This window comes from Bacillus sp. N6, from assembly GCF_052805735.1.
This window is the reverse complement of sequence record NZ_CM127843.1, coordinates 2534984-2547959: the sequence shown is the minus strand read 5'-3', so window position 1 is coordinate 2547959 and position 12976 is coordinate 2534984. Positions and strand designations below refer to the sequence as shown.

14 protein-coding genes are annotated in these 12976 nt (G+C 31.5%); 5 read left to right on the top strand and 9 right to left on the bottom strand.

Annotated elements, in window-relative coordinates; translation table 11 throughout:
* Window positions 1–110 precede the first annotated feature (110 nt).
* Window positions 111–1013, top strand: a complete 903-nt coding sequence (locus ACUXVC_RS13025) for an SMP-30/gluconolactonase/LRE family protein (protein ID WP_095690852.1) — start codon at window positions 111–113, stop codon at window positions 1011–1013.
* Window positions 1010–1711, top strand: coding sequence for a class I SAM-dependent methyltransferase (locus ACUXVC_RS13020; protein ID WP_095690853.1), 702 nt, complete (start codon window positions 1010–1012; stop codon window positions 1709–1711). The genes ACUXVC_RS13025 and ACUXVC_RS13020 overlap by 4 nt, the downstream gene beginning before the upstream one ends.
* Before the next feature lie 125 nt (window positions 1712–1836).
* Here the strand turns inward: ACUXVC_RS13020 and ACUXVC_RS13015 are convergent, their stop codons facing one another.
* The 6 genes from ACUXVC_RS13015 to ACUXVC_RS12990 all read right to left on the bottom strand — a co-directional run bounded on the left by ACUXVC_RS13015 (window position 1837) and on the right by ACUXVC_RS12990 (window position 6401).
* Complete coding sequence (locus ACUXVC_RS13015) at window positions 1837–2469, bottom strand: type 1 glutamine amidotransferase family protein (protein ID WP_095690854.1); 633 nt, start codon at window positions 2467–2469, stop codon at window positions 1837–1839.
* A gap of 264 nt (window positions 2470–2733) precedes the next feature.
* Entirely contained in the window at window positions 2734–3363 is a 630-nt protein-coding gene (locus ACUXVC_RS13010) for a class I SAM-dependent methyltransferase (protein ID WP_095690855.1), read from the bottom strand.
* A 258-nt stretch (window positions 3364–3621) separates the two neighbouring features.
* On the bottom strand, window positions 3622–4119 hold the full coding sequence (locus tag ACUXVC_RS13005; RefSeq protein ID WP_095690856.1) for a DUF421 domain-containing protein: 498 nt from the start codon (window positions 4117–4119) through the stop codon (window positions 3622–3624).
* A 55-nt stretch (window positions 4120–4174) separates the two neighbouring features.
* Window positions 4175–5032 carry an NAD-dependent epimerase/dehydratase family protein gene (locus ACUXVC_RS13000; RefSeq protein WP_095690857.1) on the bottom strand — a complete coding sequence of 286 codons (858 nt, stop codon included), beginning with the start codon at window positions 5030–5032 and terminating at the stop codon, window positions 4175–4177.
* 81 nt (window positions 5033–5113) lie between these two features.
* A complete protein-coding gene (locus ACUXVC_RS12995) occupies window positions 5114–6040 on the bottom strand; it encodes a zinc-dependent alcohol dehydrogenase (protein WP_098976000.1) in 927 nt (308 codons plus the stop codon).
* A gap of 160 nt (window positions 6041–6200) precedes the next feature.
* Window positions 6201–6401: a hypothetical protein gene (locus tag ACUXVC_RS12990; protein WP_000279689.1), complete on the bottom strand. Its 201-nt coding sequence runs from the start codon at window positions 6399–6401 to the stop codon at window positions 6201–6203.
* 290 nt (window positions 6402–6691) lie between these two features.
* On the opposite strand from ACUXVC_RS12990, the gene ACUXVC_RS12985 reads away from it, so the two are divergent.
* Together ACUXVC_RS12985 and ACUXVC_RS12980 are read left to right on the top strand one after the other, a co-directional pair.
* Entirely contained in the window at window positions 6692–7135 is a 444-nt protein-coding gene (locus ACUXVC_RS12985) for a cysteine dioxygenase (RefSeq protein ID WP_078401815.1), read from the top strand.
* Window positions 7136–7153: 18 nt separating this feature from the next.
* Window positions 7154–8587, top strand: coding sequence for a 4-hydroxyphenylacetate 3-hydroxylase family protein (locus ACUXVC_RS12980; RefSeq protein ID WP_095690859.1), 1434 nt, complete (start codon window positions 7154–7156; stop codon window positions 8585–8587).
* Between the two features lie 108 nt (window positions 8588–8695).
* Here ACUXVC_RS12980 and ACUXVC_RS12975 read toward each other — a convergent pair whose 3' ends face one another.
* The 3 genes from ACUXVC_RS12975 to ACUXVC_RS12965 all read right to left on the bottom strand — a co-directional run bounded on the left by ACUXVC_RS12975 (window position 8696) and on the right by ACUXVC_RS12965 (window position 11107).
* Window positions 8696–9052, bottom strand: coding sequence for a carboxypeptidase regulatory-like domain-containing protein (locus tag ACUXVC_RS12975; protein ID WP_446026123.1), 357 nt, complete (start codon window positions 9050–9052; stop codon window positions 8696–8698).
* Window positions 9053–9072: 20 nt separating this feature from the next.
* Complete coding sequence (locus tag ACUXVC_RS12970) at window positions 9073–10443, bottom strand: aminotransferase-like domain-containing protein (RefSeq protein WP_098975999.1); 1371 nt, start codon at window positions 10441–10443, stop codon at window positions 9073–9075.
* 70 nt (window positions 10444–10513) lie between these two features.
* Window positions 10514–11107, bottom strand: coding sequence for a DUF4030 domain-containing protein (locus tag ACUXVC_RS12965; protein WP_086403828.1), 594 nt, complete (start codon window positions 11105–11107; stop codon window positions 10514–10516).
* Between the two features lie 170 nt (window positions 11108–11277).
* On the opposite strand from ACUXVC_RS12965, the gene ACUXVC_RS12960 reads away from it, so the two are divergent.
* Window positions 11278–12969 (top strand): M3 family oligoendopeptidase, encoded by a 1692-nt coding sequence (locus tag ACUXVC_RS12960; RefSeq protein ID WP_446026122.1) that lies wholly within the window; start codon window positions 11278–11280, stop codon window positions 12967–12969.
* Window positions 12970–12976 lie beyond the last annotated feature (7 nt).

Here is a 12976-nt window from a genome sequence, read left to right as displayed (position 1 = left end):
ACTTGAGAAGATTAGTTTTCTAGAGCACAAATCATAATATCCTCTGACTAAAAGGTTTACCTCTATTCTTATCGAATTATATTAATATCTTATAACGCGAGGTGAACATCTTGTTCAGTAATATAGACTTAGTTTTAAATGTTAAAGCAAGTTTAGCTGAAGGACCATGTTGGAATGAAAAAAAGCAACTTTTATATTGGGTTGATATTATGGAGAAAAAATTATGCATATATAATCCTACTACCAATACGAACCGAGTAATCGCTCTCAATCAACAAATCGGCTGTGTTGTTCCATATTTAGAGGATGTACTACTCTTAGCTATGGAAAACGGCTTTTATTCTATTAATGTAAATACAGAAAAACTGACACATATTTTTGACCCCGAACCTCATTTAATAGAAAATCGTTTCAATGATGGAAAATGTGATCCAGCTGGTCGTTTCTGGGCAGGTACTACAGATACATACGGTATGAATGCTGCAGGTTCCTTATATTGTTTACATAATAATTTGAGTGTAGAGAAAAAAGTTTCACACGTAAATACTTCAAACGGAATCGCTTGGTCACCTGATCATACATACTTTTACTTTATAGATACACCTACTAAAAAAGTGGTTCGCTATCAATATAATATACGTACTGGAGACATTCATAATCCAAGTGATGTAATCATTTTCTCTGAAAATGATGGTCTACCTGATGGTATGACAATTGACGAAGAAGGTTGTTTATGGATTGCACATTGGGGAGGTTCAAAAATAACTAGATGGAATCCCTCTACTGGAGAACAAATATTAAGTATTCCAATTCCTGCGTTATATGTAACATCATGTACATTTGGTGGGCCTAACTTAACTGATTTATATGTTACAACAGCCAGAACAAGAATGACGGATGACGAATTAAAAGAGTATCCACATGCTGGTGGTATTTTTCGAATTCAAACAAATATAAAAGGTTGTCCTACATATGAATTTTGCAATAAAAATATTGGAGTTGAAACAATGTGAACCGTATCGATTACATAAGACAAGAAGAAAAGAAATATCACGACCTTTGCTATGAACAATATAAACTGTTTGAAGCTGGCTCTTGGCTTTTCAAACCAGTTAAAACGGTTATGGACTTGATGAACCACTTTGACGGACAAAACAACTTGCAAGTACTTGACCTTGGCTCTGGCGTCGGTAGAAATAGCATTCCAATTGCACAAAAGATTAAAAATGCTAGCGGAACTGTTACATGTGTTGATTTACTTAATTCCGCTTTAACAAAGCTACAAATTTATAGCAAAGAACATGACGTATTCGAGGTTATAAAAACAGAACAAGCAGCAATTGAAAACTATCATATTAGACCTAATACTTATGACTATATCGTTGCAGTATCAAGTTTAGAGCATGTTAAATCAGAAGAAGATTTAAAAAACGTGCTCCAATCTATAAAAAGAGGTACAAAAAACGGTGGTATTAATTGTTTAATTATTAACTCTAACATACAAGAAATTGATTTAAAAACGAATGAAGAATTAGAGGCTTTAATTGAAATTAATCTCCTAACTGAAGAAATGATACGCCTATTAAAAAGTATTTATAAAGGATGGAAAGAAGTAAAAGTTGAAATAAAAGAATTAGCTTATAATATAGTTCGTAATGAAAGACACATTCGATTAAAAACAAATGCCATTACATTTGTCATTCAGAAATAATACTATAAAAAGTAAGGATATTTCCTCATATATTCATAGGAATACCCTTACCTTTTATTTTCATAAAATTATTTTGTTATTAGTTTTCGCATCATTTAAAATATAATTTTCATTCGACATACTACTCAGCTATTAATTGAATTCATTAACTGGAAGAAATATTCTGCTTCATGAGTCTCATTCAATTTATACCATGAATGAAGTGTATCCGGCGCAAATACATCTAATTTTTTCAGTACTTCCATGGCAAATTCTAGAGGCGCTACACCCGATGCAGTAATAAGGTTTCTACTAGACGCTACAGGTCCCACTTCATAAAATTTTTCTCCTTTATAAGTAGGACAAACCATTTTCATATACTCTAAACTATTACTTGTGTGATTTATAGAATCCAAGTAACCGTAATTTGCAAGACCTATAGTTGCACCGCAAATTGCTGCTACAATTGTACCAAGTTTTAAAGCTTCATCAACTGTTTTCAAAATAGGTTTATGTATTTCTTCACTCCAAGTATTCCCTCCAGGTAAAATTAATAGATCGTTACTCTCAAGGATACATTCATCTAGGGAAATATCCGGCTTTATATTCAAGCCCCCCATTGAAATAATCGTTTCTTTATTTATTCCAACTGTTACTACTTTAAAAGGCGCTACATCTTTTTTGAAATATCTCCCTGTATTAAGTTCAGCAATTAAATGTCCGTATTCCCAATCAGACATCGTGTCAAATACATATAGATAGGCTTTTCTTGTTTGCATTCAATAACACTCCATTCATATGCTACACTCTTAATTAAAACGAGTGTTCTTTTCAGTTTAACATTTTATGCAATATTTATGGTGTAAAATTCCAAATAAAAGAGCACTTGTTTCCGCAAGTGCTCTTTTCGGGGATTTTGAGATACCCTATTAACGAAAGTTAAGCTTACTTAAAGTTAAGAGGTATTTATACTATATGCTTGTCCTTTTTATTTGTGCATGATCAATATATAAACATCTTTAGAAATATTTAAAAACTTTTATTTATAGTTCCTTCTGGCATTTTATCATTAAGAAATTGATTGAAGGTTTATTTTCCATGTGCTTATTTGGTTCATCAATTTCGGAAACTTGTACTAGTCCATATTTATTAAAATCTCGTTTTATAGATTCAGAATTATAGAAGAACATTTTTACTCCTTCCATTATTTCGAAATAGTCTTTATCCAACTGTTTTCCCTTGCCAAACATTGGAGCTTTTTGAGAAACAGTTGTGAAAACCATATATCCACCTGGTTTTAGCTGATTATAACAATCTTTAATAAATTGCTCTCTCTCCTGCTTATTCAACAAATGCAAAAGTGCATGACTATATATACCATCATATGATTTGTTATCAAAAGGCATCTCATTTACCGAACCGTGATAAATGCTAATATCTTCTAGTCCATGTTGCTTTGCTAAATCAATGGCTGTTTTTGAAATTTCAATACCTGTTACATTTATACCATTATCGATAAAAAACTTTGCATTTCTTCCATATCCAATACCCGGAACTAATATATCCTTAACATTCTTTTCAAGAAAAAAATCTTTTGTCAAAATTGCAGATTCTGTAGGTTCAAATCCCCACATCGTTTGTTTTTCAATAAAACTTGATTCCCAAAATTCCATTATGTATCTATCTCCTTATTTTCAATCCATTTTCAGTATCAAATTAAAAGCATTTTTGTATTTGCTATACAGTTTTTTCTTCTATTCATACCACTTACCTTAGTCATCGTAGCTCCATTGAATATAGCATAATAATAAGCCTATATCTAATATAAAGATTGGTTAAAAATCTACCCTATTTTATTAATCCTTACGTTTATAGAAAATAAAAAAACAGCCAATATTTTTATGGTAGTATTGGCTGTTTCTCATGAGAAATTATCTTTTTATATTGTACCGATCTAATACTTTTTCTAACATTTCTAAAGTTATTGGTTGTGCTTCTTTTATTAATTGATAACCAATACGACCATTCGGTTCAGCTGTAACTTTTTGTAAAATCTTCAAATCATGAATTCCTTTTTCTCTTAATTGCATATAAAGTTGTTGTTCCGACATTTTTGCCTGCATCAAATTCTCTTTTACAATCTCTCCGTTTTCAACAATTATAATGCTACTTCCATTTAAAAATTTTTCCACCTTCCTTAATTTCAATTCAAAGAAATGAATGATAAGTAATATGCTTGCAAATATGATAGCTGCAAATATAGATGGGACTACTTTTCTACTTAATACAGGTTCTACAATAATACGGCCAATTGATACAACTATAATGATTTCAGCTCTTGTCATTTGGCTGACAGATGTACTACCTGTCATTTTCAAAACAATTATTCCAGTAAAAGTTAATATAATACTTTCCCAAATTATATTCATAATAACCCAATCCTTTAATGGTGTATTTTACTATCATTCCCATTAAAGGTGTGTTTTACTTACCTATTAAGTTGTTAAATCCTTCAGACCATGATGGAAATAAAGGTATCCAACCATACTCTTTACGTGCCTTATTATTGGAAGCTCCTCTTTCCCAACTATTTTTCCCATCTTGAACTTTAGGCTTAGGTGCCCCTATCGCTGCTGCATATATTGGTAACCATTCTTTACTAGTTGCTGGATAATTATCTACAATATTTACGATTCCTGAAGGCCAATTAAGGGCTAGCATAGTAGCTCTTGCAGCATCTTCAACATGTATAAACGAGCTTATCCCGTCTGATGCGATAATTTCATTATTACGAACTTGATTTGCTATTAATCCGTTTTCCGCATACCAGGTTCCTGGTCCGTATAATGTGCCGTAACGAAGTATAACCGATTCAGGTAACTCAATAACAGCTTTTTCTAATTTCAATATGCCATTAACAGTGACTTGCCGAGGCATAGAAGCAGTAATATGTAGTGAGTTTTTTTCAGTCGCAAATGTATCCCCTGGTTCATACGCCCATGAAATACTTTGAGCGATTATTTTCTGTACCCCTACATTTTTAGCGGCATCGACAAGGTTACGAGTGCCTTTTGTTCTAATTTTTGCATTATCCTCAAAATCCCATGAAGATAATGACGTTAATTGATGAATAACTACATCGGGATTTGTTTCTTCTAATACAGAAAATACAGCCTTTCTATTAAATACATCAGCTATTACTGGTATAGCACCAACCTTTTTCATTGCTTCTACTTGCGAAGTATTACGGATCATCGCAAAAACTATATGCCCATTTTTTATTAACATTGGCAATAAAGAACGTCCTATTACACCAGTTGCACCTGCTACAAATATTTTCATATATGTTCCTCCTCATTTAGTAATCATAAATGTGACGAAACATTTGTGAGGTATGTGACAAATATTTGCTCATTTTTTTCGTTATTCATATGAAACATATACTTTTAATGGTTTAATTATCCCTAAACTCAATTCATCAAAGCATTCTATGAGTGAAGTATAATGTATTTCATGTTGAAAGATCTCTTCTATAAATGGTGTTTTTCCTATTTCTTTAAAAAACCAATCTGCATGTTTTTGATAATGGTATCCGTCACTTGATCCAATGATTTGCAATTCTTTCTGATAAAAGTTAGCAATTAATGTTAGTTCTTCAATATTACCATCAGACAGTATACATATTTCACCATTAGTTTTAATAGTTTTTTGCAAAGTATGGAACCCACTATTTGTAGCAGAACATTCAAAACCATAATTATATGTTTCTATTATTTTCTCTTCTGAATCATATATGTTTTTCGCACCAAAATTCTTTGCAAAATCTCTTCTATTTTTATTAGGCTCAACAACATCCACGTGCTCAACGCCTACATAGTATTTTAAGAAATAACAAGCGAGTAAACCAATAACTCCCATTCCAGTTATAAGTACTTTTTCATCCTGTCGCGGGTTTAGTTTCAATACTCCTTTAGCGGCATCACACGAAAGAATAGATAATAAAGCAACTTTAGGTTGTATAGAACTAGGCACTCGAATTACTTTATAACCCTTAACTATCCCTATCGTTTCATGTCCATAAAAAGAAACTACTTTATCGCCTACGTTTACATGTGTTACTTTATTACCAACTTGAATCACTTCACCATAACTTTCATATCCAGTTTTTCTTGGATAAAAAGGATTCGTATCTGTAACATCGGATCCATTATACTGTGGTAACTCGGCCCCAATGCTTATCGCTCCTGCGATTGTTTTAACGATAATTTCATCGTCCTGTATGTCCTTAATTTCATTTGTTTCCCACTCAAGTTGTTTAGGCCCTTTTACAATTAACTTATATTGTTCCATTTATATCCTCTCTTTTTATAAAGATGTTATAAGTAATATTGTTATCCATCTAGATTTCGACTAAATTTATTTACCTAATAGATGATAAATTACCCTTGCCCACGTTTATACCTTTAATGCTCCTGTACCTTTCTGTTCAGCGTCTAATACTTTAAGATTACTATTCTGATAACATTTTAAGAAAAGTCGTTGCCGCCCAAATGAAATACGCAAGTTGCGTCACGATATACATCGTAATTTCAAAACCTGTAAGCTTTCTTTCCCTTTTTATTTTCTTTAAGTATCTATAAAAACAAAATGAACATAAGATCAGTAAAACAATAGACATTTGATATAGATTATCCACTAAAAGAACTGCCATTTATTTCATCACCTTTCCAATAAAGTGAAACTTTAATCAGTGGGGGTTTTGTTCATCCTTCACTGATTATCAGCCCTCACCAGTCGGGATTTAACGGGATAAAAAATATATAGTTCAAGCATATCATTTTAACGGAACAAATTACCACAATTTTCAAATTGAATAAACTTCCTAAGTAAAAGAAGTCACTTTTTGGAAATGTTTCAATACAATATTATGTAATTCAATACTCACTATATAATATTAGATTAGGTTTTCTTTTACTGTACATGCTTAGGAGGAAGTTTTACATGCAATTGATTCATAACATACAAAAAACGTTTAATAACCTATGTAACTACGATACGGTCAATTTAATACACGCTATTCAATCATTAAATATTTCACTTCATAAAATATCTCCTTTTATTACTTCACCAGTTAATCTGGAATATGGAAGGAACGTTATCTATCAGTCTGAATTTGTAGAGATTTTAGTATTAAATTTCCCCAGCAAAGCAAAGACTTTTGTGCACGATCACGGAATATCTGTAGGATGTATACTAATAGTCAATGGTACGCTACAAAATATAACGTACGAAAATAATAGCGAGCGGATTGAAGAGTTTACAGAGGGAAATATTTTTACAGTAAAAAAAGATACTGTGCATAAAATGTATAACGCTACAGATTCAACAGCAATAACATTTCATGTATATTCCCCACCATTAAAAGATGTACAAATATATGAGTAGTCTTTAAAAGGAGGAAATATGCAAAATTTAAAGGATCACTATATAAAGAGCTTACAAGATGGTCGAAATGTTTGGCTCTATGGACAAAAAATAGATGTAACTACAGATAAACATTTTGCAGGAACATTAAGTACCATTTCTAATTTATTTACATTGTTTGATGACCCCATACGAAGAGATTCTATTGGATATGTGAGCCCAAACACGAAAGAATTTGTTCATACAGCATTTTTAGTTCCGAATTCCTATAATGAATTATTAATGAGAAGAACTGCATTTGAAACGTGGAGTTATGCTACAGACGGTGTAATGAGTAGATTATCTGATTATGCAAGATCGAGACTTACTGGCTGGTACGTATCAAGATATTTTTATAAAAAATTCGATGCACAGTTTCCAGATAAAATTACATCTTATTATGAAAAAGCGAGAGATAATCACTTGTTCTTAAGTGTAGTTCAACGTGACCCACAAATAAATCGTTCTACAGAATCAATATTGAATGCAAAAAATTTAGGGTTACTAAGAGTTACTAAGGAAACTTCTGATGGGATTTATTTAAATGGTGCAAAAATGATAGGTACTGCTTCTCCTTATTCAAATGATTTATTAATCTATCCATTAGCAAAACTGACTGATACTCAAAAAGATTTAGCTCACTTTCTCATTGTGGCAGCCAATTCCCCTGGATTACATATGGTTTGTAGAGAACCATTTGCGAATACAAACTCTAGTACAGTTGATTCCCCTCTTAGTTCACAGTACGATGAAATGGATGCACTATTAATCTTTGATAATGTATTTGTACCATGGGAACGAGTCTTACTATATAACAACCCTGAAGCGTTATGGGCAATAAAGTCAGATGTAGCTTCTAGTAGTTTAGCTTATCACCAAGCAATGGTACGATTAGTAGTAAAGCTAGAATTTATAACTGCAATTGCTTGTGAAATTGCTGAAGCGATCGGTGCTACTACTTATTTGCATGTTCAAGAGAAGCTTGGGGAATTAATTATGCAAATCGAAACAATTCGCGCACTTTTAATTGCTGCTGAAGTTGAAGGTACTACAAATGATACGAAAACTTATTTGCCGAATTTTAAATATATCGAAACTGCAAGGGGTCTTGGTTCCAAATATTATGCCCGTGCAATAGAAATTTTACAATTAATTGGAGCAGGTGGGTTCATTCAACTTCCTTCGAGCTCGAATGACTTCAAGAGTCCTATAGCTGATTTATTGAAAAAGTACTTTAAAGGAACGAATATAGATGCCGAACAACGCACAAAATTATTTAAGTTAGCCTGGGATATCATCGGAAGCCCCTTAGGATCTAGACACGAATTGTATGAAAGATTTTATGCTGGAGATCCAATACGAAATACAGCTATGCAATATGTAAATTATGATAAAAATCACTTTAAAAAGATGATAAGTAAATATTTACATTGATGAAAAAGAGCACTCTTTGAAGAGTGCTCTTAAAAAATATATAATTATCCAATTACATATATAATTGCTCCGGCCACAACTGCTACTTTTCTCCGTAATGTTTTCATCTTATTCACTTTTATTTTTATAATTCAGCTTTATTACTTCTGGTATATACTTCCTATCATATTTTCTCGTATAGATTTCTCCATCAGGAGTAACGTATTGTAAAACAATCTCACCACAAACCCCATCTAGTATTTCAAATTCACCTTGTGCATTTGAAATACTGTGTTCCTTACTTTCAATTGAACCTTCATATATTTTCACATTAAATATAGGTTCGTTATTTTGATCTACGATAATACCTCTTGAATACTTAGCAACTGCTATGCATTGATCCTCTTTTTTATAATATTTAGTCACAACTATTACTCCAATTATTATAGCGCTACATACAAACAAGAGAATGATTTTGCGCCTCACAACGAACCTCCTAATTCAAATTATTCTTTTCTAAACTGAAAATTAAACTGTCTTAATTGCTTGATTTCCTCAATTACTTTACGAATACCTTCTTCAATCTTATCTTCTTTTACATTCGAAACATTTAACTTTAACAGTTTTTCTTTAGGAAAATTCCTCATATAATTCTTATCAATAGTATCGACACTTATTTGAATGTCACCTAATTTTTGTATAAGTGTGTCTGTAACTGTGTTTTTCTGCATTTCTAAACAAGTGTGTATTCCAAATGTGTTTTGTCTATTATATGTAAATAATGATGGATTTTCATTTTGCACTTTTTCTAATGTTTTTGCTAGTTTTATCGATCTATTGTAGTAGGAAGAATTAATTTTACTTTTATGACGTTCAAACATCCCGCTCTTTATATAAATTTCTAAAGCCGCTTGAGAAATCATCGGACTATCAATATCTAGTATCTTTTTGTATGTATAGAAAGCATTTGCAATGGATGGTGGGATGACCGCAACTCCAACCCGTAAACCAGGAAAAATAATCTTAGAATAACTTTTCAAATATATGACATGACTACAATTATCCAAGCTATATAACGGATCTGCTTTTGAATCAGTTTCTAAATCTGCTAAATAATCATCTTCCACTATAAATACATTGTATTTCTTAGCCAGTAATACGATTTTTTCTTTCTCATCTTTAGAATAAGAAGTTCCAAGCGGATGATGATATCTCGGTATCGTATAAAAGAATTTTATTTTTCCAGTTTGAAATATTTGCTCCAATTCATTCAAATCGATACCTTCATTCGTACGTTTAATACCGATTAAAGGAACTTTATTTATTTCTAGATAATCAATATATAGATGATATGTTGGCTGTTCAATTAATATGGTTTCATTTCCATTCGGAAATGGTATAGAAGTTAATATAGCAAGCGCCTGCTGAACACCTGACGTTATAAAAATATTTTCTTCTTTTGTAAAGACTTGATAATTTGCTAGTTGTTTTTGAATAACTGGTATTAAAGATGGTAACCCTTTCGGCGTTCCATATACAAACAAATCATTTTTATACGTATCAATAGCCTTATTAATACAATGTTGAAAATCTAAATACGGAAAAACATCTGGATCTGGTGCTGAAGAGGCAAAGTCAATTATCTCATTATTTTCTATCGTATTCTCTGATTTTTTAACAACGTAGTATCCACTTTGAGGGACAGAATATATAATGTGACGCTTTTCTAATTCATGAAGCGCACGTATAACTGTTGCCTTATTACATTCATATTGCGTAACGAGTGACCGTATAGACGGTAATTTCTTCCCTTCTTTTATTTCTCCATTTTGAATCATATTTTCTATGTCGTTTAAAATATTTAAATACTTATACATCTTACACCTCCTTCAGTAATTCTATATTTAATTATATCGATTTTTCATTCGTATAGCATTCATTCCTCAATTAGTTAATTTTCCGATCATCTATATCGTAAATCCCAATAGCATATGAATCATTTTCAATCCATTTCTTTACTGCTTCTGTTTTAAGTACACCTTCAACTTCTTTTTCTATTTTCTGTCCAAGTTCTCTCGCCCCTACTTCATCATCGCTAATCTTAGTTTTTATATCAATGGTAACAGGTTGATTCTTTATATAATTTATTTGCTGAATACTAAACCCTTCATATCCGTTTTTTCTGAATCCGTCATCAAATATATGTCCAAAAACTAACTCCCATCTATGTTCTGCATTTACAATCTCCTTGTTTCTTTGAGATACATTTACTTTATAGGACATAACGCCTTGAATTTGCAATCTTTTATTAATTTCTTTTTTTATTTCGTTAGCATTTTCGCTATCAGCAATCTCTAAATCTACTATCCTTTCTTTTTCATCTCTTATAGCAGCACTAAAAAAAGATTCCTCCTTTACCGCCGCTGTAGCAATATCCATCACTATAGACTCTTCACTTTTAGCATCTTCAATGTCATTCTCACAGGCACATAATAAAGCAAGTGGAAATAAAAATACAAATAACTTTTTTCCCTTTCTCATGTAGCACCCCTCCATATATTTTCATTTACGATAAACTTTTTACTTTGACATATAAATACCTTCTTTAATTATTAAATTTAACATTATTTCACATTTCCCCCACTTAACAAGGGAATTACAATTAATAAATAGAATATCTCTATGAATAAATAAAAAGTGAGGGATATATAATGCAACGTGTAAATACGATTGATATTAGTAATGTACTACAATTGGAAAAAACTCTTTCGACTTTATTAAATAAAATGATTTCTTCAAAACTAGACCTTGAAAATTGGTTAAAAGAGCAGTCAAAAGTAATTTGGGACATCGAAGAACAATTAAGATCACATTACATCGCCTTTCAATGTAATACGGATGATGAAGAAATAAAGGATACTTTTGAACATGATCAACAATTTGTAAAGCCACTTTTAAAGCGGTACCAAAATTTATTGGATAATAAATATTTAGAGTCACCTTTTCGAATGGAATTAGATTCTAACGTATATGGTTTATTAGATACAAAAATAAAAAATGCTCAAAAGTTATTTTGTGAGGAAAATATCGAATTAGAAATAAAGGAAGACAAATTAATCACAGAGTACTTTAAAATCACTGGAGGATTAAGTGGAATTTGGGACGGAGAAGAAAAAACGATAACAGAATTACAATCCTATTTACAAGATTCGAATCGTGACACCCGTAAAAAGGCAAAAACCATTATTTCTGAACAATTTTTATCTGTTGAAAAAGAACTCCAAAACATATTAAATCAATTAATTGAAATTCGCCATCAAAAAGCAAAAAATATTCAACTAGAGAATTATCGCGATTATATGTTCAAAAAATACGAGCGTTTTGATTATTCAGCGATAGATTGCTATGAACTAGCTGAATCCATACGTAAGTATGTTGTGCCTCTTAAAGATAAAATATTGCTAGAGAAACAAGAAAAACTGCAAGTGGATACGCTTCGCCCATGGGATGTATCAGCTGTAACTCCAGATCAAAAAGTACTTAAACCTATTGCAAATGAAAATGATTTAATTGAAAAGAGCACTCATATCTTTAATAAACTAGATGTTGAATTTTCAGCACTTTTAAACCGAATGTATAAACACAATTGTCTCGATTTAACAAGCCGCAAAGGAAAAGCAGCTGGTGGCTTTTGTGAGTACTTACCAGCTTCACAATTATCTTATATTTTTATGAACTTAAATTATACACAAGATGATATTGTCACTTTTATACATGAAATGGGGCATAGTATTCATAACGAACTCATAAAACCATTAAAATTACGACAGTATATAGAAATTCCAGCTGAAACAGCTGAACTAGCCAGTATGACAATGGAGTTATTCTCGCTTAATTATTGGGATACCTTCTATACAGACAAAAAAGATTTAAAACAAGCAAAAATTAACTTCTTTAAAGATGTTATTTCATATTTACCTGTTATGCTTATTGTCGATCAATTTCAACACTGGCTGTATGAAAATCCAAGTCATACTTCTGAAGAAAGAAATGAAAAATACTTACAACTTCAAAAACATTATCAGTCTAGCGTCATACATATTGATGGCTACGAAAACTGGATAGCAACGAGTTGGTTACCTGTACTCCATATTTTTGAAGTACCATTTTATTATATTGAATATGCGATCGCCCAACTTGGCGCTTTACAAATGTATAAACAATATAAAGAGGAACCTAAGCAAGCGCTAGAAAATTATAAAAAGGCATTATCACTAGGAAGCTCGCAATCTATAAAAGAAGTGTATAATGCAGCCGGTATTCGTTTTGATTTTTCTGGTGAAACAATTAAAGAACTAATGCTATTTGTAGAAAAAGAATTAGAATTACTTGAGCAATTATAAGAAGCAA